Below are 21,240 nucleotides of genomic sequence, written 5' to 3' on the forward strand. Positions count from 1 at the left end.
CCCGGCCTGGCTGGCCCACCTGCTGCAAAGCCCGCGGCGGGGAGGCGGCAATGGAGCAATTGGAGCGAGCGAAACTGGCCAGACGTATCGAGGAAGACCTCGAGCAGGCGATTTCCCGGGGGGAAATCCATCCGAGCGGAGTTCTTCCCCCGGAGCAGTTGCTGGCGCGGCGCTACGGTGTGGCGAGGGGGACGGTGCGGGAAGCACTCCTGCGTCTGGCGGCGCGCGGGCTGATCCTTCTGCGCCAGGGGCGGCAGGCCCGCGCGGTGCCGCTCGAGCACGCCTTGACGCTCGAGAGCGTGGGCGTGGCACTCCACGCCCGGGGAGGAGCACGTCCCGAGAGACTCCGTCTGCTGGAGGGCTACTTCGAGCTCAAGCGGGAGACGGCCGTCGCGCTGCTGGTCCGTGCCTGCGAGCACGCATCCAAGAGGGAGTTCGAGCCCCTCCTGGATGCCTGTTTCATGCTTCGAGACGGCACTCGCTGGGACGATGGCTCCAAGGCCTGGGTGGTGCGGGAGTTCGCGCTCCTGCGGACGGCAGCGGCCGCGGCGAATCGTCCCGGACACCTCCTGCTCGTCCAGTCGCTGGAGCGGGCCTTCAAGACCATGGAGGAAGTTCTGCGCCCACTCCTCATGTCCCAGGCGGTCCTCCACTGGGCCAATCGGACGATGGATTGGCTGTACGACCGGAACGTGGAGGCGCTGAGCCGAGACCTCCCCCCGCTCCTCATGGCCTGCGATGAACACGTTCTCGGAGGCCTCACCGCGTCCGAGCGGACCGTGGAGCACCCGGAGTCAGGGTGAGCCCACCGCACGAATGCGGAACAGCCACGGGTCCATGACACGAGGACCTGCCGGGCGCGATGTTCACGAACTTGTCCAACTGTTGGACAAGTTGTGAAAGAGCGCGCCCGGAGGGCTGTCCGCGCGGGCCCCCTCCAGGCAGGCGGCCCTGCCTTCGCCAGGGCTCGTGACGGCCCCCTCCGGCGTGCCCAGCTTCCGGGAAACTCCTTCACGGGCGAGGTGGGAACATGGAGCGGAAGAACCCCGAAGAGAAGACGGTGCCCCGGCAGGGCGCGGGCCAGGACGAGCGCATCCGCCACAAGGGCGAGGACCGCTCCACTCCCGAGGAGAAGAAGCCCGGCCCCCAGCCCGATGGCAACGGCGCCACCGGCGAGCCCGCGGCCTTCCCACCGCATAATTGAGAACGGCGGCGCGCGGGAGACCCCCATGGCTTCGGAATGGGCGGAGGAGGCCGAGCGGCAGGCCAGGGCCATCACCCGGGATCTCCTCGAGGTGGGCCGGGTGAAGGGCTTCCGTGTGACGTACCAGAAGCGCGAGGCCCGCTTCGCCCTCCGGGCGGGAACGGCCACCGCCTGGTTCTCCGCCCACGACTACGACACACCCCAGGGCATGGACTGGCTCCAGCTGCGCATCGACATCCTCACGCGCGTGCGGCGCGGCATGCGGCCCGATGTCCAGGACGACGCGTCCACTTCCACGTCCGCGCCCTGACCCGCCACGAGACCCGAGAGACTCCGGAGACCCATCCATGAAGATGCTGCTTCACGAGCTGCACCCCGCCGCCGTCCACGCTCCCCTCGCCCTGCTCCCCACCGCCACGGTGGCCGATGTCATCGCCGTCACCACCGGAGACCGCACCTGGGCCAGGGTGGGCCGGCGGCTGTGGGTCGCGGGGACATTGAGCGCCCTCTTCTCGGGGCTCGCCGGACTGGCCGCCTCGCAGGAGGTGAAGCTCGAGGAGCCTCGTGCTCGCGACATGGTGTTCCTCCACGGCCTCGGCAATGCCGTCATCACCCTGGGCGCCGTGGGCGTGACGCTGTGGCGGCTCGGCCGGCCTCCGTCGGTGGTGCAGTGCGCGCTCGGAATCGCCGCCAACGTGGCCGCCGTCTACACCGCCACCATCGGCGGCAAGATGGTCTACGAGCTCGGCGTGGGCATCAACCCCATGCCCGTGGAGGGCTCGGTGGGGACGCTCAAGGGTCCTCCGCTGCTCTCCCGCGAGGCTCCCCGCGCGCTCATCCGCGATGCCGTCCTCGGCGTTCGCTGGCTGCTCGGCCGGGCGCGCGGCATCTTCTCGGGAGCCGTGCCGCTGGCCTCCGGCGCCAAGGGGTTCGGTGAAGGCACCCAGGTGCCCGCGGTGACGAGCGAGCCCCTCGTGGATGACGCCACCCTCTCGCCCTCGCCACGGCCGCTCTACTGAAGGAGCGGAGTTCTTCGTCAGGCTGGCAGGTGCGCGGGACAGGCCGGGTGACAATCCGTCCCGTCCGGGGATGTCCCCTCTCCCCCTGGGAGAGGGAGCGCAACACGAGCACTGGCATGCATGCTGCTGACGTGTTCGCCCATGCACTCCTCGCCTCATCCCCGGCTCCTCGCGCTCCTGTCGCTCCTCCTGCTCGCGGGCTGCGAAGATGCCAAGGATAGGGACCTCCGGCGCATCGACATCACCCGGCGCATCGGCCGGCTCGCGCCGCTCCCCACCCAGGCCCGCGACGTCCAGGTGTACGAGGTCTCCAACACGTTCGCCTCCTCCTTCTGGCTCCGCTTCGAGGCGCCCGCCGGGTCCATCGAGGCCTTCCTCGCCGCCTCACCGGGCCTCGCGGGCGTGGTTCCGCAACGGATGTGCTCCCAGGAGCAGACGGCGGCGGCCGGGGCCCTCGCGATGAGGCCACACCCGCCCCTCCCCGGCACCGTCTCGCTCTCCGTCAGCACCGGAGACTCCTGCGAGCGGCGGGACATCCAGGTGCACTCCCAGTTGCCCTGGTTCGACGTGGGCCAGGTGCGGACGGGCCGGCTCTACGTCATTCCCCAGGACAGCGACGCCAACGGCGGCACCCTCGTCGTGGATGACGAGCGCCACACCCTCTACGTGGCGGTGTCGCACAGTTGAGCGCCCGCCCCCCCACACGCGCGGTGCGGAATTCGCGGGGCCGCCCGGAGTTGGCTCAACCGAAGACCACCCGACACTCCAGAAGCGCAACTCACACGGCGAGCGTCCGCGGGCACACACACCTGTCGACGGCGGCCCCACGGGCCGAACCTCCGCGAGACACTCAGTCGTCCACCACTCGCGGGAGCCACGAAACACGGGCACCCACCAGAGCGCCGGCCGTCCGGGGGGAAGGGCCGGTTCCCTGGTGCGAAGGGGGGATGCATCGGGCGCGCACCCGGAGTTCAGGACTCCGGGTGGCCGCGCCCGATGTCTTTGCGGGCCCCGCTCAGCGCGGCGGCTGGAACTCGATGCCCTTGCAGGCGTCCGAGGCCTGGAGCACCTCGTCGGCGCCAACCCCCGGGAAGGTGGCGCACAGGAACAGGTCCTTCTCCACGCGCCGCGCCCCGAAGAGCGCCGGGTAGCTCGCGCCCGAGCCCCCATCCTCCAGCTTCGGCGTGAGCCGCACCCGCACCAGCGAGAAGTCCTCGCCCCCGGCCTGCTGCTCCAGCGTGTGCTCGAAACCCTCGAAGGACTCCCCCACTGTCTGGAGAAGCGACTCGGGAGCGGGCAGCGTGGCCCCCTGGCCGGGGCGCAGGTCCACGCGCAACACCGGGCGCCCGGGCGGGCCGAATTGGAAGCTCCCATCCGAGGCCACCTGGGCCGTCCACCCCGGCGGCATGGGCACCTTCACGCCCACGCGCCGCTGAGGGACGGGCCGCTGCTCCGGGGCCGCGGGCTCCGGAGTCACGGGCGCCTCGTCCTGCTTGCAACCACCGCAGCCGGCGGCCAGCCAGCACAGCGCCACCAGGGCGGCGCGCACGGACTGGCTCCCGGCGCGGCGCACTACTTCTTGTCTCCACCCGGAGGCGGCGGCGAGCCTCCACCCTTGCCGAGGTTCTCCATCTTCGTGGTGCCCTCGAAGATGACGCCCCGGTCCATGGTGAGCGCCGGGCTCTCCAGACTGCCCTTCACGCGCGCGGGAGCGTGCAGCTCAATCAGCTGCGCGGCGCGCACGTTGCCTTCCACGGTGCCATTGATGATGACGGTGCCGGCGTTGATTTCCGCCGTGACGCGGGCCCCATCCCCAATGACGAGCACGTCCTTGGTGATGATCTGCCCGTTGAACTTCCCGTCGATACGAACCTGTCCCTCGAAGGTGAGCTTCCCCTCGAACTCGCTGCCCTTACCGAGCAGCGTGTGCACCTCACCCGGACGCGTTGCCACGGATTCATCCTCCCGTCTGCCGCCTAGAAGCGGTACGTTGGTCTTCTCTTCCTTCTTGCCGAGGAGCGCCACGCGCTACTCCTTCCTGAGTACCTTCAGGATGCGATCGAGGTCATCGTACGAGAAGTAGTCGACCTCGATGGTGCCTTTTCCACCGGTCTTCTCCACCAGACGCACTTTCGTGCCCAGAATCCGCTGGAGCTCCTCGGTGAGCGCCTTCACCTGCGGGCTCACCTTGGCCGGCTTGCCCGAGTCCTTCGCCTTGCCGCCCTTGGACTGCTGAACGAGCTTCTCGGTGTCGCGCACGCTCAACTTGCGCGCGGCCACCTGCTGGGCCAGCTCGTTCATCTCGGGGATGCGGGGCACGCCGAGCAGCGCACGGGCATGGCCGGCGCTCAGGTTGCCCTCGGCCACCATGTTCTTCACCTCGGGGGGCAGGCCGAGCAACCGCAGGGCGTTGGCCACCGTGGAGCGCTCCTTGCCGACGCGCTGGGCCACCTGGTCCTGCGTGAGGCCGAACTCCTCGACGAGCCGGTGATAGCCCTCGGCCTCTTCCATGGGGTTGAGGTCCGCGCGCTGGAGGTTCTCCACCAGGGCGAGCTCGAAGGCCTCGACCTCCGTCACCTCGCGCACGATGGCGGGAATCTCATGCAGGCCCGCGAGCTGCGAGGCCCGCCAGCGGCGCTCGCCGGCGATGATTTTGTAGCCCTCGCCGTCCTTGCGCACGAGCACGGGCATGAGGACGCCCTGGGCCTTGATGGACTCGGTGAGCTCGCGGAGCTTCTCCTCGTCGAAGTGGCGGCGGGGCTGGAGGGTGTCGCGGTGGATGGCCTCGATGGGGAGCTTGAGGACGCTGCCCTTGGGGGGAGCGGGAGGCTCGGGAGGAATCACCACCGCCGCCGCGGCGGCCGCGGCGGGAGGAGGAGCGGCCTGGGGGATGAGGGCGGAGAGGCCACGGCCCAACGCCCGCTTCTGCTTGTCACCGTTCAGCACTGCTTGGTCTCCACCGGGAGGGCCCGGCATTACCGGCCCGGGAGCACCCGGGCGGCCACGTCCCTGGACGGCAGCACCTCGGCCGGGGGGACGCGGGAGCCCGGCGGGGGCGAGCGGAGCGGGGGACCGCTCCAGCCCGATTCAGCGTTTGGGAGGCCCCCGCCTATATAAGGATGCGGGCGGGAGGCGGCCCGGGGGCTACGCGACCTTGCGAGCGGGGGGCGGGTTGGGCTCGCGCTGCATGATTTCGCGGCCGAGCGCCAGGTAGCTCTCACAACCCTTGGACTTGATGTCGTAGAGCAGGATGGGCTTGCCGAAGGACGGGCACTCGGACAGGCGCACGTTGCGCGGGACGACGGACGTGAAGACCTGCTCCTTGAAGTACTCGCGCACGTCGGCGACGACCTGGTTGGCGATGTTCGCGCGCGAGTCGAACATGGTGAGCAGGATGCCCTCCATCTTCAGCTCGGGGTTGAAGGCCTGCTTGACCAGGTCGATGGTGTGGTTGAGCTGGGAGAGGCCCTCGAGCGCGTAGTACTCGCACTGGAGCGGGATGAGGACGGAGTCCGCGGCGATCAGCGAATTGAGGGTGAGGAGGCCGAGCGAGGGCGGGCAGTCGATGAGGATGTAGTCGTACTGCCCGGCGATGGGCCGGAGGGCATCGCGGAGGCGGTACTCGCGACGCTCCTGGTTGACGAGCTCGACCTCGGCGCCGGTGAGGTCCGGGGTGGCGGGGACCACCTGGAGGAAGCGCAACTCGGTGGGGTGGAGGAGCTCGCCGATGGGGCGGCCACCGAGGAGGGCGTCATAGACGGTGCCCTGGAGATTCTCGCGCTTGAGGCCGAGGCCGCTGCCGGCATTGCCCTGGGGGTCCATGTCGACGAGGAGCACCTTGCGCTCGGCGGCGGCGAGGCTGGCGGCGAGGTTGATGGCGGTGGTCGTCTTGCCGACGCCGCCCTTCTGGTTGGAGATGCAGATGATTCGACCCACGTGGCCCATCCTTGCGACGCCCCGGGGATGCCGGGGGCTCTGCGGGGGAGGCATGTAGCGACTGCGTATTGATCCATCAAATCGACGGCTGATCCAGTCCGCGACCGGATCAGACTTCTAGCTCGCCTGCCTGACATCCGCCCGGCGAACGCCGGATTCCACTCCGAGCCAATTTCCCCTCGCCCCCCGGGAGAGGGACGGGGTGAGGGTGCCCGGACCCCGGGTTGGATCCGCGACAAGCCCCCTCACCCCCTGGGAGAGGGCTGGGGTGAGGGTCATGGGGCCGACGCGAGAACCCCGCCCCCGCGGTCCGCGAAAGAACCCCGAAGCCCCGCACCGTTCCACGTGGAACCTCGGCTGGCCGGGACACGCCTCCGCGTCCACGAGGCTCCGCCGTTCCACGTGGAACACGCCTCAGCCAGAAAGCTCCTCCTCCCGCCCAAGGCCCGGCACCCATTCGTCCGGTCCATCGTTCCACGTGGAACATCCTCACGGAGCCGTCCCCCCACTCAAGCAGCAGGCCGCGTTCCCAGCTCCCCATCCCTGTTCCCGGGACGAGGCCTCCCCCAGGGAGGAGTCAGGGCTTCTCTTCGCATCCCCATCAGGCACGTCCGCGAACCCGCGACCCTGCCGGGAACACCTCCCATCCAGAACCAGGGCTCCAGCCGAAACCTCCCCTTTCACCTGGAGCGGGGCTCCTGTTCCACGTGGAACGTCCTCGCGAGGGCTCCCCAGCTGCCAGTCCGCGCCGGTGCTCCCCGGCCCCCGGGTGGGGCGTTCCACGTGGAACACCTTCCGGCCGGAAAGGCCTCCCGAGCCCACCGCCCGCCAGCACAGGGCAGCGCCCCCTGCACCCTGGGCGGACCGCGCCCTCACTTGTTCCACGTGGAACAGCCCTGCCCGGAACACCTCCCACCCAGAACCAGGCTCCAGCCAAAACATCCCCATCCATCTGGGGCGGGTCTCCTGTTCCACGTGGAACGTCCTCGTCAGGGTTCCCCTGCCCCCCATCCGAGTCCGGTGCTTCCCCCTGCCAGAAAAGCCCCTCGGGTTGCCCTCCCACCAGGATGGGGCAGAGGGCCTGGTTCCCCCAGGTAGATCGCCCTTCCTCTTGTTCCACGTGGAACGTCCTCGCGCAGGCTTCCCTGCCGCCATTCGGTTCGTAACGGGGATGCCCCGCCCCCAGGCAGCGCGTTCCACGTGGAACACACCTGTCCGGGAGGCATCCCTTTCAGAACCAGGACCCCATCAGAGCCCCTTCGCCCTTCCCCGCCAGGAATGGGTCTCCTGTTCCACGTGGAACGCCCTCACGGGGAGCCCGAGCCACCCGTCCGGGCCCGGTGCTCCCCTGCACCCAGGCGGCGCGTTCCACGTGGAACACCTTCCGGCCGGAAAGGCTCCTCGGGTCGCCCTCTGCCAGAACGGGGCAGCGGGCCCGGTCCCCTGGGTAGAGCCCGGTCCTGCTTGTTCCACGTGGAACAGCCCTGGCCGGGATACCTCCGGACACCAGGGCTCCAGCGAGAACACCCCGCCCCTACCGCCTGACGTGGCCTCCCTGTTCCACGTGGAACGTCCTCACGAGGATTTCCCAGCCGTCCATTCAGTCCGAACCAGGGACTCCCCATTTCCGCCCCCTGGCGGGGCGTTCCACGTGGAACACCTTCCGGCTGGAGGGGCCGCTCGGGTTCCCCTCCCGCCGGAACAGGGCAGCGGGCCCGGTCCCCTAGTTAGAGCCCGGTCCTGCTTGTTCCACGTGGAACAGCCCTGGCCGGGACGCATCCCTTCCGGAACCAGGACCCCACCAGAACCCCCTCGCCCTTCCCGCCTGGAATGGGTCTCCTGTTCCACGAGGAACGGCCTCGCGAGGCCGTCAGTCCGAACAGGGGGCATCCCAGTCCCACCACAGGCGGCGCGTTTCACGTGGAACGCCTTCCGGCTGGAGAGACCGCTCGGGTTCCCATCCCTCCAGGACAGGGCAGCGGCTCGGTCCCCCTGAGTAGAGCCCGGTCCTGCTTGTTCCACGTGGAACGTCTCCAGCCAGGAACGCTCGTGTTGCGCATCCCCCCTCTGAGACAGGGCGGGGGGAGGGCCATGACTCACGTGTTCCCTGCCCGCCTCTCGGCCCGCCACTGCCGAGTGAAGGTGCCGGGTGCCGCCCGTGACGCCGTTTCACGTGGAACACGCAGCCTCCGGCGAACCCCCCTCCCCTGTTCCACGTGGAACGCGCTTCCCCGGGCAGCATGTCCGGCGATCGCCGCGTCCGGTGGCTCTGTCCGAACGGGCTCGCGGCAATGCCCTGCGGACGGGCTGGTCCCTGGCCCGGGTGGACCCCTGCCCCGCCCAGCCCACCCCGCGCGGCTGTTCCACGTGGAACAGCCAGGAGGTTTCCGCGTCCCGCGGCGCCGGGGGAAAGGAGCCGCCAGTCTTTCGCCTCTCTTCTCCCAGCACCGCCGAAGAGGGCTCCTCTACTGCATGGAGTCGGGCTGGGTCCGCAGCCGCCCCTCCATCGACAGGCCGAGGTCCCACTCCATGACGGCCCCATGAGCCCAGTGCAGCTTCATGTCGACGCCTCCGCGCACCGCCTCTTCGCGCGAAGTTCGGAGCTTCCGATCCGGCGCTCGCCGCCCCTGTCGTCCAGGTGTAGGGGGTTGCTGCGTCAGCGCTCTTCTCGGCCGCCCCCGCCCGCACCTCCGCGACCTGGGTGGCGTCACCCCGTCGAGCGTGAGGCGGACCGGCGGAACGGCTTGGAGCGTAGGGACCCGAAACCCCGGGCCCACTTCCCGCTCTCGCGCCTCACTCCGCGCACCGGGCCCAGCAGGAAGGCGACGCCGGGTTGTTGCCGCGAATACTCGCTCAGCCGCGCCCACTGGCCCTGCTCCCTGTCCGCCACCGGCAACAGCATCGCCACCTCTGGTATCACCCGCGGCCCCGGGCTCACTGCGGCTGGCCTCTCGACACCGTGTCCGCCGCCCTCCCTCGTCCCCTGCGCCGCGCTCCCTGCCCACCCCGGTGCGCTCATCCGCAGGCACAGCAACCAGGAGCGAACGGAGAACGGCCGCGCGAGTCCTGACGCATCCGTTCCTCAGCGGCCCACTGGCCCTGGCGGGGTGCGTCCACGGACTCTCCCTGGACTTCCCGCCACGTGCCCGGCCCGGCCCTCGCACGGGCTCAACCCGGGGACCCAGGCACCCTCACCCCGGGGGCTTGCCCCCCTTTGAACGACGGGGGGCTCCTCTCCCGAGGGGAGAGGGGTGGGACTTCACGTACCGCGCTGGGACTCGCCTCTCGCCAACGGCAACCGCACCGTGAAGCACGTGCCCCTCCCCTCCTCCGACTCCACCTCGATACGGCCCCCGTGCCCCGTCACGATGCCGTACGCCACCGCCAGCCCCAGCCCCGTCCCCTCCCCCACCGGCTTCGTCGTGAAGAACGGTTGGAACAACTGCCCCACCACTTCCTTCTTCATCCCCACCCCGTTGTCCCTCACCTCCACCACCGCCTCCCCCGGCTCCTCGCGCGTGCTCACCTTCACCACTCCCTCCCGCGCCTGCACCGCCTGCACCGCGTTCATCAGCAGGTTCAACACCACCTGCCCTATCTGTCTCGGCTGGCCCACGATGGGCCTCAGCGCACCGAGCTCCAGCTCCATCCGGCACCGGCCCCTGCGCTCCCCCTGCGACAGCCTCAGCGCCGACGACACCTCCGCGTTCAGATCGAACTCCACCGGCGCCTCCGGATCGTTCCGCGCGAAGCGTTTCAGGTCCGCGACAATCGCGTTCACCCGCCGGATTCCGTCCAGCGTCGCCGGCAGCACGTCGTCCACGTACTCGCGCAGCTCCTCCGGCAGCTCCCGCTGCGCCGCCAGGTCCCGGCTCAGCAGCCGCACGTTGCTCGTCACGAAGGCCATCGGGTTGTTGATTTCGTGCGCCACCCCCGCCGCCAGCAGCCCCAGGCTCGACAGCTTCTCGTGCGCCACCAGCTGCCCCTGCATCCGCTCCAACCGCCGGTGGCTCTCCCTCGAGGCCTCCAGTGCATCGATGAGGATCAGGCAGCGCGTCTCGCCCAGTCCGTAGAACGCGCACGCCGCCAGGCAGAACAGCCCCACCGTCCCCGGCTCCACTCCCTCGCGCAGCCCCAGCCCCGCCGACACCGCCAGGTGCAGCCCCAACCCCACCCGCCGCACCGTGAGCCCCTCCCTCGACGGCGCCCCGCCATTCAGCATCACCGCCTGGAGCATCATGTTGAGCCACCCCAGCAGGCTCCAGTGCACCAGCTGCGACTCCGCCGCGCTCAGCGCCAGGTTGCCGAGCAACAGCGTCCACTGCTCCCCCTTCCGCAGGCGCTCCCCCCGATTCAGCCGGGAGAGGGGGCTCGTGTTGAGCACCGCCCGGACGGCGAAGAGCCCGCATAGCGCCCCCACCACCCGCCACCTGCCCCATGCATGCGCCACCAGCAGCCCCTGGGTGAGCATCACCGTGCCGATGGCCCAGGCCGCCAGGCGCCGGTTCAAGACCTCCCCATTCCCCTCGGGATTGCCCACCGTCTGGGCCTCTGCTGGCCTCATGTCGCGTTCCCCCCAGTGAACGCATCGAGCACTCGCGGATGGGCCTGTTGGCCCTCGGCTTCGGGTCACCGGCCAACGCCGTCTCGGTGCAGGTGGAAGTCTAAGCCCCTGGACATAGATATTGTCCACCCCCGGGATGAGACCGCGAGGGGTAGACGAGAAGATGCGCGCTCAGCTGCGAAAGCTGAGCCGCGCACCTGATGCAGGCTGGTGGGTGCGTGAGCGGGTCGACATGGTGCTGCTGGCCGCCAAGGGCTGGAGCGCGCCGCTCATCGCCCAGCACCTGGGATGTAGCGACAAGACCGTGCGGCGTGTGCTGCGCGCTTTTGAGGCCAAAGGGGTAGAGGCCCTGGAGCGGCAAGTCAGAGGGCCGCCACCTGACCTGGCCCAACGCCAACATGTCCACGCCGCTCTCGCCGCCCTCTTGGCTCAGCCACGCACGTGGACGTCGGGTCAGCTGGCGCTCGCCTTGCGCGAGCATGGCGTGCGGCTGGGAGCCCGGCAGGTGCGGCGCTATCTGGCGGACCTGGGGGCGAGCTGGCAGCGCACGAAAATGACGTTGGCCCACAAACAGCGGACGGACGAGGTGGCACGTGCCCGCCGTCATCTCTCCAGGCTAAAAAAACGCCCGAGCAGGGAGGGTAGACCTCTACTACCTGGATGAATGCGGCTTCTCGCCGACACAGCCCACGGGTTACAGCTGGGCGGCGCTCGGCCAGCGTAAGCTCGTCCCGTACGAAAACCCCCAGGGGCGGAGAGTCAACGCGCTGGTGGCTTACAGGCCGCTGGGCTCCAGGCCCACGCTGCGCTACCTCGTGCACCCACGCACGCTGACCAGTCGCGACGTGTTGCACCTGCTCGAGCGGCTCGCTTCGCCCCCGCGCTCCTGCGTGGTGGTGCTGGACAACGCGGGCATTCACGTCAGCAGGCAGGTGCGCGAGCAGTTGCCGCGCCTGGCTCGACGGGGACTGACGCTCTACTACCTGCCGGCGTATGCGCCTGAGCTCAACGAGGTCGAGGCGGTGTTTCAAGTCCTCAAGCAGTACGAGATGCCCGAGCGCAGCTACCACACCCTGGCGCAGCTGCTCGCCGCCATCCGGCGGGCGCTGGCCAGCTACAGCCAGCGCCTCCACCGACGTGGACAGAAACCGTGTCCAGGGGCTTAGTCCCCTGTCGCGGTGGACCCGGACCCCTCCCGGTCCGGGTCTCCCAGGTGGACGATGCTTTGGGTCGGCTTCGAAAACACTACCTCAAAAATCATCCCGGGTGGGTTGCACGCTGGTCGCTCCACGGATTAGGAGTGTCCCCGCAACTGACTTTTCAGGGAGGGTTCGATGCCGGAGCTGGTGTTCTTTCGTCGGGGCGAGGAGGTGTTGAGGGTGGGGCTGGGGCGCGAGCGCATGGTGCTCGGCCGCGGCGAGAAGAGCGACGTCGTCATCCCCGACCCCGAGGTGAGCCGCCGGCAGGTGGCCCTCGTCTTCGACGGTGAGCGCTGCACGCTGGAGGACCTGTCGGGTAAGGGGACCCAGGTGGCCGGCGCCTCCATGAAGAAGGGCGAGCTGGCCGATGGCGCGGACATCACGCTCGGCCAGTGGCGCGCCGTGTTCCGGCTTCACGGCAGCGGCCAATCCGACGCCGCCACCGAGGTGGGTGACCGCACGGAGCTCCAGCCCCGCGACTCCACCTCGCGCTGGCAGCCCGCCCAGGTGCGCATCCGGCAGGGCTCCAACGAGACCGTCCAGAAGCTCAACGCCGACAGCTTCACCGTGGGCAAGGATCCGGCCTGTGACCTGGTCATCCAGGACTCGTTCATCTCCAGCCGTCACCTCAAGGTGACCCGGCGCGATGGCCACTTCCACGTGCTGGACACCAACTCCACCAACGGCACCTGGCTGGGCCCGGTGCGCGTCTTCGAGGTGCAGGTGGGGCTGCCCACCACGCTGCGCCTGGGCCAGACGGACCTCGTCCTCGAGTCCGTCACCCCGGTCCGCAAGGAGCTGTCCTTCCACGGCATCATCGGCGCGGATCCGTCCGTGAAGCAGCTCGTGGACATCATCGAGCGCGTAGCCCCGTCCTCCGCGGCGGTGACCATCCTCGGTGAGTCCGGCACCGGAAAGGAGCTGGTGGCCCGCGCCGTCCACGCGTGCTCCCAGCGCGCCGACAAGCCCTTCATCCCCGTCAACTGCGCCGCCATCTCCAAGGAGCTCATCGAGAGCGAGCTGTTCGGCCACGAGAAGGGCTCGTTCACCGGCGCCACCAACGCACGCAAGGGCGCCTTCGAGGAGGCCGACGGCGGCACCCTCTTCCTCGATGAGATCGGCGAGCTGCCCGTGGACCTCCAGGCCAAGCTGCTGCGCGCCCTGGAGAGCGGGGAAATCAAGCGCGTGGGTGCCAGCAAGCCCTCCAACGTGGACGTGCGCGTGGTGGCCGCCACCAACCGCGACCTGCTGGCGGCATCCCGCGACGGCCGCTTCCGCGAGGACCTGTACTACCGCCTGTGCGTGGTGCCCCTGCACCTGCCGCCGCTGCGCAACCGGCGCAGTGACATCCTCGGACTGGCCGAGCACTTCCTGCGCATGTACTCGCCCCGGGGCCAGACGGTGCGCCTCACGTCCGAAGCCATGGAGCGGCTCCAGCAGCACGCCTGGCCCGGCAACATCCGCGAGCTGCGCAACGTGGTCCACCGCGCCCTGCTGCTGCGCAAGGGCGCCGCCATCGACGCCCCGGACATCACCTTCGACCAGGAGGTGAACCGCGAGACGGGCGTGTCCGTCCCCGAGCTGCCCCCCGGCATGACGCTGGAGCAGATGCTCCTCAAGCTGGAGCGGCAGATCGTCGAGGCCGCCCTGCGCCGCTGCAACAACAACCGCGAGCGCGTGGCGCGTGAGCTGGGCGTGGCCCGCTCCACCCTCTTCAAACGGCTCAAGGAGTGGGGCCTCACCCGCCAGGAAGAGGAGACGGAGTAGGTCCGCTCCCGGCTTCCACACCCGTTAGATCCTTTTCGCGGCCCATTCGTTCCAACCTCCAGACACCCGATGAGGGTGTTCAGGAGGCACACATCATGGATGCCGCGGTCATCGCCTTTCCACCCTTCGCCGAGTTGTACCGCCAGTACCGCACACGGGCACTGGCCATCGCACGCCGCATCGTGGGCGATGCGGACGAGGCGGAGGATGTGGTGCAGGATGTCTTCACCCGGCTGGCCCAACGCCCCGGCGGCTTCGACGGCCGCTCGTCGTGCTCCACGTGGTTGCATCGTGTGATGGTGAACAGCAGCATCAACTGGTTGCGGGCCCGCAAGCGCCGCGAGCGGTTGCAGCACGAGCCCGAGAGCCCGGCCTCCCCCGAGGCCCACGCGGTGGGCACCGAGATGCAGCGTCACTTCGAGGAGGCCCTGGACAAGGTCAGTGAGCAGCAACGCCAGGTGCTGTGGCTGCGGGAGATGCGCGGCTACAGCTACCCGGAAATCGCCGCCATGCTGCGCATCCCGGAGGGCACCGTGAAAAGCGCCCTGCACCGGGGCCGGCAGCGCGCCCTCGCCGAGCTGGAGGAGCGCGGTCAGCAGCCGTGAGGCTGCGGTGGTGAAGTGAAGGGGGTGCCACGGCCTGGAATACGGGATACGTGGCACCCTCACCCCGTCCCTCTCCCGGGGGGAGAGGGGAAATTGGGGAACAGGGGCTCCCTCTTCTTCGTCCTCAGTCCTCCGACTTGGAACCCACGAATTGGTCTTCCTTGTCTCGGAACAGCAGGTTGAAGCTCGTCAGTGAGCCGTAGATGCGGGTGATGTAGCTCTGCATCTCCACCTTCTCGGCGTCCGACAGCTTCGGGTGCGCGTTGAGCTTCTGCTCCATCACCCGCAGCTTGTCCCGCACCATGACGATCTTGTGGAAGAAGGCGTCGATGGGCAGGTCCTTGCCCTGCACGTCCGTCTTGCCGGGCACCAGCTTGATGCTGCCACCCTCCCACTTGTTGGCCAGGGGTGGCGCCTCACCGCCCTCACCCACCGCCTCCCGGATCAGCTCCATCAACTCCGCGCGCGTCATGTTCAGCTCCAGGCCTTCCAGGTCCACCACTTCGTTCGGATCCCGCTCCCGCCTCCGGACCACCGGCGCCACGCCGCGTACCGTCCGCTCGCGCCGCGAGGTGTCCGGGACGGCCTTCGCGGCCACGCCCCGGGGCAGGAACTTGTTGCACAGAGGCGCCGAGGGCGGGAACAGCCCCCGCTCCGCCTGCAACCGGCAGACGCCCACCCAGCCCCGGTGATCCACCGAGTGCGCCGCCCACAGCTTGCAGTTACCGCACACCTTCTCCTCCGGTCCGAAGACCGGAAGGGGCGGCGGGTTGCTCCCGGCCCCGTCCGACATCAGCGCCGCTCCTGGGCCTTGGGACCCTTGCGCACGCCCAGCTCGCGCAGCAGCCCGTCCGCGTCCTCGACCTGATCCAACATCCACAGCACGTAGCGCACGTCCACGTTCACGTTGCGCGCCACGTCCGGGTTGTAGCCGAAGTCATTCGCCACGTTCTCCCACACGCGGTCGAAGTTGAGGCCCACCAGCTGGCCCTTGCCGTTCACCGTGGGGCTGCCCGAGTTGCCGCCCGTGGTGTCCGCGTCCGCCAGGAAGTTCACCGGCACGTCCTTCAGCCGCGAGTCCACCCAGGGCCCGTACTTCTTCGCCGCGGCCGCGGCGGCCACCTTGTCCGGAACGATGAAGGGCACCTGGCCCGTGTGCTTCTCCATCACGCCCGTCAGCGTCGTCTGCGGCGTGTAGAAGGCCCCGTCCCGAGGCACATAGCCCTTCACCTTCGCGAACGACACCCGCAGGGTGCTGTTGGCATCCGGCGCCACCGGCTTGCCCGCATGCGCCATCACCGCCCGGCGCCACGGGGGCATCAGCCGCACGTTCGCTCCCGCGCGCCGATCCCTCAGCTCGTCCAGCGCCACCACCTCCGCCGCCAGACCGAAGCCGAAGTCCAGCAGCGGATCCTTCCGCGCCCGGAGCTGCGCCTCCGTCTCGCCGGCCATCTTCTGGCGCTCGGCCAGGTCCAGCACCTTGGAGCTGGCGTACAGGGCGTCGATCTTCGCGGACACGTCCTTCTCCGCGTACGTCCGGCCGAAGTGCTTGTCGATCGCCGCGATGCGCTCGCCCTCGCCGAGCGCCTGCGCCCGCCGCACCAGCGCGAGGAGCATCCGCTTGTCCGCCGCCGCGAAGTAGTTCTTCTGCTCGCGCTCCAGCCGGTCCGCCAGCCGGGGCAGCTCGCGCTCCATGAACTCGGGCCGGCGCTCGAGGTCCGGCTTCGCCCGCTCCTGCGCCAGCCGCGCCAGCGTCAACGCCAGCGACGGACCCTTGGACCCCATGCGCAGCACGTCGAGGAGGAACTCGCGCTCGAACGTCTTCCCCTTCTCCGCATGCAGCGACAGCAGCTCCGAGCGGGCCTTCATCGCGCCCGCGTGCTCCTTGCGCTTCTCCGCCCAGGCCACCACCGCCGCCTCGGCCTCGCGCTGCTTCTCCACGATGCGTCCGCGCTTGAGCCCCGCGAGCTGCCCGCCCGCGTTCTTGTAGCGGTTGCCCATGCCCTTGAGCGTCGGGGCCACGGCGAGCTTCCCCGCCGGATCCTTCTCACCCTCCTCCTTGAGGATGCGGATGAGCTCGCCGTACACGTCGATGACGCGCGGGTAGAAGCGCGACTGGCGCTCGGCCATGTCCTCGGCCAGCAGCGCGCGGAAGGTGGTGCCGGGGTAGCCGAGCACCATCACGAAGTCGTCCGGCTTCACGCCCTGGGTGGACAGGGGGAAGAAGAACTCCGCCTTGTAGGGCACGTTCTGGGCGTCGTACTTCGCCGCCGAGCCGTCCGGCGCCGAGTAGGCCCGGATGATGGAGAAGTCACCGGTGTGGCGCGGCCACGTCCAGTTGTCCTCATCGCCGCCGAACTCGCCCACGGCGCGCGGCGGCGCGTACACCAGCCGCACGTCCGCCAGCTCCACCGAGTCGAACAGCATGAACTGCACCCCGCCATCGAAGCTGGCCACCCGGCAGCGCGTGGCCGGGCGCTTCTCACACTCGGCGACCAGCTCCTTCTCCTTGCGCTCCATGGCCTTCTGACGCGCGAGGTCGTCCGCACCCTCGGGCACCGCGGCGAACATCTCCTTCGTCACGTCCGTGAAGCCGCGCGGCACCAGAACGCGCGAGCCCTTGCCCGGCAGCTCCTCCTCGCGGCTCTTCGCCAGGTAGCCCTGGGCGAGGAGGTCGCGCTCCGGCGTGCTGTGCTCCTGGACGATGGAGAAGACACAGTGGTGGTTGGTGATGATCAGGCCCGTCTCGGCGATGAAGGCGCCCGAGCAGCCGCTCACGCTCACCGCGCCGGCCAGCAGGCCCGTGCCCCGCTTGGGATCCCACAGCCGCTTGGGCGGCACCTGGAGCCCCTGGGCCTTGAGCCACGCCGGGTCGAGTTCGAGGACCTGTTGGGGGGTCCACTTCCCTTCCCCAGCCAGAGCCGGGGCAGCCACGAGAGAAAGGAGCAGGAGCGTCTTCTTCATCGTGCCCCCTCCCTACCGCGTCTTCCGCCCGCAGGCGACCGTCTTGGACGTTCGCGACGCCTGGCCACCCTCCTGCCGTCCCCGGAGGGGGGCGGAGGCCCCTGGAAGAACCCGGGAACAGACGTGTTCTGGGACCCGCGATGCAGACCTCGAGCGGCTCCAAGTTGGACTTTGGCCGGGTGGCCCTTCTCCTCGTGCTCCTGGGCGCGGGCTGGTACTTCTGGGACTCGCCCGTGGTGTGGCCCCTGAAGTTGCTGGTGGTGATGATGCACGAGGGAGGTCACGCACTCGCCACCCTGCTCGCCGGGGGCGCGGTGGACCGCGTCACACTGGCCGCGACCGGCTCCAGTGCCTGCCTGTCCCATCTGCCCGAGGGCCTGATGGCGCAGGTGGCCGTGTACTCCGCCGGCTACGTGGGCAGCGCGCTCGCCGGAGCCTTCCTGCTGCTGGCCACCTACCGCTTCCGGATGCGCCGCCTCGTGCTCGCCACCGCATGCGTGGGCCTCGCGGTGATGGGGGTCCTCTACGCGGGCGACGGCCTCACCCTGGCCTTCTGCATGGGCACCGCGCTCGTGCTGGGGCTCGCGGCGAAGTACCTCCCGGATGGGGGCGTGGACATGCTCAACCTCCTGCTCGCCGCCTTCTCCGCGCTCTACGTGGCGTTCGATCTGCGCTCGGACCTGTGGAGCGGGGCCGCACGCTCCGTCAGTGACGCGGCGCGGCTAGCCCACCTCACCCCCGTGCCCTCGTGGGCCTGGGCCGCGCTCTGGTCGTTCGTCTCGCTCGCGCTGCTCGGCCTCTTCGCCCGCTGGTCCCTGCGCGCCGCGCGCCCCGAGGGCCTGGGCTATTCGCTGACCTCCGGCCGCCGCTAGGAGCGCTCAGCGCCTCGGGCGCATCCGGTAGGCCACGAAGGAGGCCACGTCCGGGAAGGCGAAGTACGGGTTGTGCTGGCGCACGTCGCTCATGGCCGCCACCGGCACGCTCGCGTAGTCATGCCCGGGGAAGAGCCGGGTGCTGTCCGGCACCTTGAGCAACACCTGGGACAGCGAGCGGTACATCGCCTCCGGGTCTCCCCCGCGCATGTCGCACCGCCCGCAGCCGTTGATGAAGACGGTGTCTCCCGACACCAGCGCGTCCTGGGCCAGCAGGCAGTGCGAGCCCGGTGTGTGCCCCGGGGTGTGCAGGGCCTGGAAGCTCCGCCCGCCCACCGTGAGGGTATCCCCCGGCCCGATTGGCCGCAGCGCCCCGGGCGCCAGCCCGCGCAGGTCCACCGAGAAGTCCACCTCGGCGCGCTGGGCGTACACCGGCACGTCGTGTTTCGAGAGCAGTTCGGGTATCCCGTTGGTGTGATCTCCGTGGCAGTGCGAGACGAAGGCGCCCACCAGGCGCTTGCCGTCCTCCACGAGGGCCTTCTCGATGGCGGGCACGTCCCACGCGGGGTCCACCACCAGCACCTCGTCCGAGTCCTTCGGGCCCACCAGGTACACGAAGTTGTCCATCGACCCGAGCTTCAACTGGCGCACGTACAGAGATTCCATGGGCAATCCTCCAGGCGGCGCACTGCATGACGGCGTCCAGCCCTCCAGTGTATGCGTTGTGAGCAAACCTGGGGGCCTCTCTTGAGGAGGAACAGCGCTTCGCATTTGAATGGCGCCCCCTCCCTTCCCCCGCTGAGGAGACACCCTTGAAGAGACCGCTGCTCCCCCTGGCCCTCACCCTGCTCGCCACGAGCGCCATGGCCAAGGACCGGGCCACCCTCCGTCACACGCCCTCCGCGGACGAGGAGCGCCCCGTCGTGGTGGACGCGACAGTGGGCCCCCAGGGCGGCGACTTCGCGCTGCGGCTGCGCTTCCAGAAGCCCCCCTTCGGACAGGAGTGCGGCTCGCGCTGCGCCAACGCGACGGTGCTGATCGACACGGATGCGAACCCCCGCTCCGGCCTGAAGCTCTCCGACAAGGCTCCCGAAAACGGCGCGGACCTGGCCATCATCGTCCAGGGGACGCGCGACATGTCCGGTGCGAGCTCGGACAACTACCTGCGCGTGAAGGTGAGGCAACTCGCGGACGGGGCCCGCACCGTTGATGAGGGTGAGCTGATCGCCGAGTTGGATCACCGGCGCGATTCCGACCGCGTCCACATCGAGGACAACACGGTGTTCCTGCTCATCGACGCGAGCAACAACGTGCCCTCGGGCCGCAAGGCGCGCATCGTGTATCACCCGCCCGGCGGCAAGGCGCTCCAGGCCACCATCCCCGGCATGCTCAGTGGCAGTGCGAACAACAGCAAGGTGATGATCTTCCGCCGCGGCGGCTGGGGAACGGCACGCCAGGGCGGCCAGCGCGTCGGGGGCGAGAGCAAGTAGGCACGCGGCCACTGAAGGCGCGCTGGAATCCGCTCAGGGCGTCGCCAGGACCGAAAGCTCGGGCGTCTGGCCCTCCGGGAGGAGGAGCAGCGAGTCCCCCTCACCGGGCTGGAGCTCCAGAACGGTGGGCAGCAGCACCTCCTGGCCGGGATAAAGGGAGGGAAGCCCGGAGGGCCATGTGCCACTCCCCGCGCGCCGCTGCTTCACCACCGCCAGCGCGAGCAGGAGATCCAACTGCGCGCGCTGCTTGTCCACGCGCACGGCGAAGCGCTCGTAATCCGCGATGGTCTCGCTGACGAGTGGGTTCCAGGAGCTCATGATGGCACGGGTCTGCTCCGCGAGCCGGGGCGCGCGCTGGTCCGGGGGAAGGTCCACCACCGCGATGGCCTGACCGATGCGCTCGTGCATGAGGGGCCACGCATGCAGCATCGCCTCGCGCGCGAGAATGGGTGGCATGTCCATGGCGAACAGGTTCTTGGCGGACATCTCGATGGCCGCGGCCCTGGCTCCAGGCGGGAGCGCGTCGAGCTGGCTCCGTGCGAACAGCGCGCCCGCCAGACAGAGCGGCATATAGGCACGTTCATCCCGCAGGGAGGTGGAGAGGGGGGCCACGCTCGGGCGAATGCGCCGCAGCGCCACCTCGGCCCGCTGCTGGCCGCCAGGTGAGGCCCGATCAATCGCCTCGGCACAGGAGAAGAACAGGAAGCCATGACTGGTGGCGGAGACCATCGACCCGATGATCGCGTTGCCGTAGGACAGGTCCCGCGCGAGCGCGAGCCCATCGAGGCAGGTCTCCACGGCCGCGTCGGCCTCTCCTCGCGCGGTCTGGAGACGCACCTCGAGCGCGGCGAGCTTGAGCATGCGCATCAGCGGCAGCAAGAGCGTGCGCTGGTAGGGGTGCTGGGGGTCATCGAAGATGCGCAGCCCCTCGGGCAACACGCCCACCTCCCTGCGGGAGGCCTCGAGTGTCCGCCGCATCAGCGGCCGGCCCCTATCGACCGCCTCGTGGCACTCGCGGCGCAACTCCGAGACGGGACGTACGCCGTCGCGGACCTCGGCGCAGGCCGTGTCCACCTCCTCCGGGTTCTGGGGCTCGGAGTCATGGAACGCGATGAGCTCCGGCATCAGCAGCCCGAGCGCCTCGGCGAGAGAACCTGGGAGGGGCTCGTCCACATGGGAGGAGCGCACCACGCGCTCCGCGGCGGCGAGGCGCTCATGGACTTCCGCCACGACCTCGTCCGCGGCCTGGTGCGCCCGCCGTTCCAACCGCCAGCGCGCCCCGAGGGCCGCCAGCAGGACCAACGACAGGCTGCCCGCCACGAGGATGAAGAGGGTCGGAAGCCTGCTCGTCGCACCCTGGGTCGTCATGCCCGGCATTGTGCACCCAGGGTTGAACGAGCGGGGGGCTCCCAGCGCATGGCCTCCCGCCAGGGGAACTCAACGCCCGTGCTCACGCTCCTCCGCTCGCCTGAAGTCCTGCCGGGTAGGTGAACCACGCAGGTTGTGTCAGACCCCCGAGGCAATATCTCCTCATCGCTGTTGGACCCTACCGCCCGTACGGCCCACTCCCACCCCTCGTCCCGGTCCCAACCCAGGCAGACGAGCGTGATGACCTCACCT

20 protein-coding genes are annotated in these 21,240 nt (G+C 69.7%); 11 read left to right on the forward strand and 9 right to left on the reverse strand.

Translation table 11 applies throughout. The features are described from left to right. Positions 1-50: 50 nt before the first annotated feature. The 5 genes from BO221_RS46640 to BO221_RS54505 all read left to right on the forward strand — a co-directional run bounded on the left by BO221_RS46640 (position 51) and on the right by BO221_RS54505 (position 2,910). A complete protein-coding gene (locus BO221_RS46640; protein ID WP_073567397.1) occupies positions 51-803 on the forward strand; it encodes a winged helix-turn-helix domain-containing protein in 753 nt (250 codons plus the stop codon). Positions 804-1,030: 227 nt separating this feature from the next. Then, positions 1,031-1,204: a hypothetical protein gene (locus BO221_RS55710; RefSeq protein ID WP_198956321.1), complete on the forward strand. Its 174-nt coding sequence runs from the start codon at positions 1,031-1,033 to the stop codon at positions 1,202-1,204. A gap of 25 nt (positions 1,205-1,229) precedes the next feature. Further along, positions 1,230-1,514: a hypothetical protein gene (locus BO221_RS46645; RefSeq protein ID WP_073567398.1), complete on the forward strand. Its 285-nt coding sequence runs from the start codon at positions 1,230-1,232 to the stop codon at positions 1,512-1,514. A 37-nt stretch (positions 1,515-1,551) separates the two neighbouring features. After that, the gene (locus BO221_RS46650) at positions 1,552-2,223 is read left to right on the forward strand and encodes a DUF2231 domain-containing protein (RefSeq protein ID WP_073567399.1); all 672 of its coding nucleotides are present in this window, start codon (positions 1,552-1,554) and stop codon (positions 2,221-2,223) included. A gap of 120 nt (positions 2,224-2,343) precedes the next feature. Next, positions 2,344-2,910 carry a hypothetical protein gene (locus BO221_RS54505; protein ID WP_073567400.1) on the forward strand — a complete coding sequence of 189 codons (567 nt, stop codon included), beginning with the start codon at positions 2,344-2,346 and terminating at the stop codon, positions 2,908-2,910. A gap of 328 nt (positions 2,911-3,238) precedes the next feature. Here BO221_RS54505 and BO221_RS46660 read toward each other — a convergent pair whose 3' ends face one another. The 5 genes from BO221_RS46660 to BO221_RS46685 form a co-directional block, all read right to left on the reverse strand. Beyond that, the gene (locus BO221_RS46660; RefSeq protein ID WP_073567401.1) at positions 3,239-3,796 is read right to left on the reverse strand and encodes a hypothetical protein; all 558 of its coding nucleotides are present in this window, start codon (positions 3,794-3,796) and stop codon (positions 3,239-3,241) included. Continuing rightward, positions 3,796-4,248: a bactofilin BacM gene (gene bacM / locus BO221_RS46665; RefSeq protein WP_073567402.1), complete on the reverse strand. Its 453-nt coding sequence runs from the start codon at positions 4,246-4,248 to the stop codon at positions 3,796-3,798. Before bacM ends, BO221_RS46660 begins: the two co-directional genes overlap by 1 nt. A gap of 3 nt (positions 4,249-4,251) precedes the next feature. After that, positions 4,252-5,169 (reverse strand): ParB/RepB/Spo0J family partition protein, encoded by a 918-nt coding sequence (locus BO221_RS46670; RefSeq protein WP_073567403.1) that lies wholly within the window; start codon positions 5,167-5,169, stop codon positions 4,252-4,254. 198 nt (positions 5,170-5,367) lie between these two features. Continuing rightward, positions 5,368-6,159, reverse strand: a complete 792-nt coding sequence (locus tag BO221_RS46675; RefSeq protein ID WP_073567473.1) for a ParA family protein — start codon at positions 6,157-6,159, stop codon at positions 5,368-5,370. Positions 6,160-9,418: 3,259 nt separating this feature from the next. Next, complete coding sequence (locus tag BO221_RS46685; RefSeq protein ID WP_143196084.1) at positions 9,419-10,723, reverse strand: sensor histidine kinase; 1,305 nt, start codon at positions 10,721-10,723, stop codon at positions 9,419-9,421. Between the two features lie 163 nt (positions 10,724-10,886). On the opposite strand from BO221_RS46685, the gene BO221_RS54515 reads away from it, so the two are divergent. The 4 genes from BO221_RS54515 to BO221_RS46705 all read left to right on the forward strand — a co-directional run bounded on the left by BO221_RS54515 (position 10,887) and on the right by BO221_RS46705 (position 14,294). After that, the gene (locus tag BO221_RS54515; RefSeq protein ID WP_158079782.1) at positions 10,887-11,387 is read left to right on the forward strand and encodes a helix-turn-helix domain-containing protein; all 501 of its coding nucleotides are present in this window, start codon (positions 10,887-10,889) and stop codon (positions 11,385-11,387) included. Further along, entirely contained in the window at positions 11,380-11,889 is a 510-nt protein-coding gene (locus tag BO221_RS54520; RefSeq protein WP_083680704.1) for a transposase, read from the forward strand. The genes BO221_RS54515 and BO221_RS54520 overlap by 8 nt, the downstream gene beginning before the upstream one ends. A gap of 168 nt (positions 11,890-12,057) precedes the next feature. After that, complete coding sequence (locus BO221_RS46700; protein ID WP_073567406.1) at positions 12,058-13,689, forward strand: sigma 54-interacting transcriptional regulator; 1,632 nt, start codon at positions 12,058-12,060, stop codon at positions 13,687-13,689. Between the two features lie 95 nt (positions 13,690-13,784). Then, positions 13,785-14,294 (forward strand): RNA polymerase sigma factor, encoded by a 510-nt coding sequence (locus BO221_RS46705; RefSeq protein ID WP_073567407.1) that lies wholly within the window; start codon positions 13,785-13,787, stop codon positions 14,292-14,294. A 124-nt stretch (positions 14,295-14,418) separates the two neighbouring features. Here BO221_RS46705 and BO221_RS46710 read toward each other — a convergent pair whose 3' ends face one another. After that, on the reverse strand, positions 14,419-15,087 hold the full coding sequence (locus BO221_RS46710; protein WP_073567408.1) for a hypothetical protein: 669 nt from the start codon (positions 15,085-15,087) through the stop codon (positions 14,419-14,421). Next, positions 15,087-17,258 (reverse strand): S46 family peptidase, encoded by a 2,172-nt coding sequence (locus BO221_RS46715; RefSeq protein WP_073567409.1) that lies wholly within the window; start codon positions 17,256-17,258, stop codon positions 15,087-15,089. Before BO221_RS46715 ends, BO221_RS46710 begins: the two co-directional genes overlap by 1 nt. A 140-nt stretch (positions 17,259-17,398) precedes the next feature. Between BO221_RS46715 and BO221_RS46720 the strand changes: the two genes are divergently transcribed. Beyond that, complete coding sequence (locus BO221_RS46720; RefSeq protein ID WP_073567410.1) at positions 17,399-18,130, forward strand: M50 family metallopeptidase; 732 nt, start codon at positions 17,399-17,401, stop codon at positions 18,128-18,130. A gap of 6 nt (positions 18,131-18,136) precedes the next feature. Here BO221_RS46720 and BO221_RS46725 read toward each other — a convergent pair whose 3' ends face one another. Further along, positions 18,137-18,796, reverse strand: a complete 660-nt coding sequence (locus BO221_RS46725; RefSeq protein ID WP_073567411.1) for an MBL fold metallo-hydrolase — start codon at positions 18,794-18,796, stop codon at positions 18,137-18,139. A 146-nt stretch (positions 18,797-18,942) separates the two neighbouring features. Here BO221_RS46725 and BO221_RS46730 point away from each other — a divergent pair, with 146 nt between their 5' ends. Next, positions 18,943-19,620, forward strand: coding sequence for a hypothetical protein (locus BO221_RS46730; protein WP_073567412.1), 678 nt, complete (start codon positions 18,943-18,945; stop codon positions 19,618-19,620). 33 nt (positions 19,621-19,653) lie between these two features. On the opposite strand, the gene BO221_RS46735 is transcribed toward BO221_RS46730, so the two are convergent. Beyond that, positions 19,654-20,988, reverse strand: coding sequence for a hypothetical protein (locus BO221_RS46735; protein ID WP_143196085.1), 1,335 nt, complete (start codon positions 20,986-20,988; stop codon positions 19,654-19,656). Positions 20,989-21,240 lie beyond the last annotated feature (252 nt).

Origin of the sequence: Archangium sp. Cb G35, from assembly GCF_001896145.1 — a bacterium.
In the GTDB taxonomy this organism is placed as follows: domain Bacteria; phylum Myxococcota; class Myxococcia; order Myxococcales; family Myxococcaceae; genus Archangium; species Archangium violaceum.

Coding starts and splice junctions, on each gene's coding strand:
- BO221_RS46640 (WP_073567397.1), top strand. CDS start 51: ATGGAGCAATTGGAGCGAGCGAAACTGGCCAGACGTATCGAGGAAGAC.
- BO221_RS55710 (WP_198956321.1), top strand. CDS start 1,031: ATGGAGCGGAAGAACCCCGAAGAGAAGACGGTGCCCCGGCAGGGCGCG.
- BO221_RS46645 (WP_073567398.1), top strand. CDS start 1,230: ATGGCTTCGGAATGGGCGGAGGAGGCCGAGCGGCAGGCCAGGGCCATC.
- BO221_RS46650 (WP_073567399.1), top strand. CDS start 1,552: ATGAAGATGCTGCTTCACGAGCTGCACCCCGCCGCCGTCCACGCTCCC.
- BO221_RS54505 (WP_073567400.1), top strand. CDS start 2,344: ATGCTGCTGACGTGTTCGCCCATGCACTCCTCGCCTCATCCCCGGCTC.
- BO221_RS46685 (WP_143196084.1), bottom strand. CDS start 10,723: ATGAGGCCAGCAGAGGCCCAGACGGTGGGCAATCCCGAGGGGAATGGG.
- BO221_RS54515 (WP_158079782.1), top strand. CDS start 10,887: ATGCGCGCTCAGCTGCGAAAGCTGAGCCGCGCACCTGATGCAGGCTGG.
- BO221_RS46700 (WP_073567406.1), top strand. CDS start 12,058: ATGCCGGAGCTGGTGTTCTTTCGTCGGGGCGAGGAGGTGTTGAGGGTG.
- BO221_RS46705 (WP_073567407.1), top strand. CDS start 13,785: ATGGATGCCGCGGTCATCGCCTTTCCACCCTTCGCCGAGTTGTACCGC.
- BO221_RS46710 (WP_073567408.1), bottom strand. CDS start 15,087: ATGTCGGACGGGGCCGGGAGCAACCCGCCGCCCCTTCCGGTCTTCGGA.
- BO221_RS46715 (WP_073567409.1), bottom strand. CDS start 17,258: ATGAAGAAGACGCTCCTGCTCCTTTCTCTCGTGGCTGCCCCGGCTCTG.
- BO221_RS46720 (WP_073567410.1), top strand. CDS start 17,399: ATGCAGACCTCGAGCGGCTCCAAGTTGGACTTTGGCCGGGTGGCCCTT.
- BO221_RS46725 (WP_073567411.1), bottom strand. CDS start 18,796: ATGGAATCTCTGTACGTGCGCCAGTTGAAGCTCGGGTCGATGGACAAC.
- BO221_RS46735 (WP_143196085.1), bottom strand. CDS start 20,988: ATGACGACCCAGGGTGCGACGAGCAGGCTTCCGACCCTCTTCATCCTC.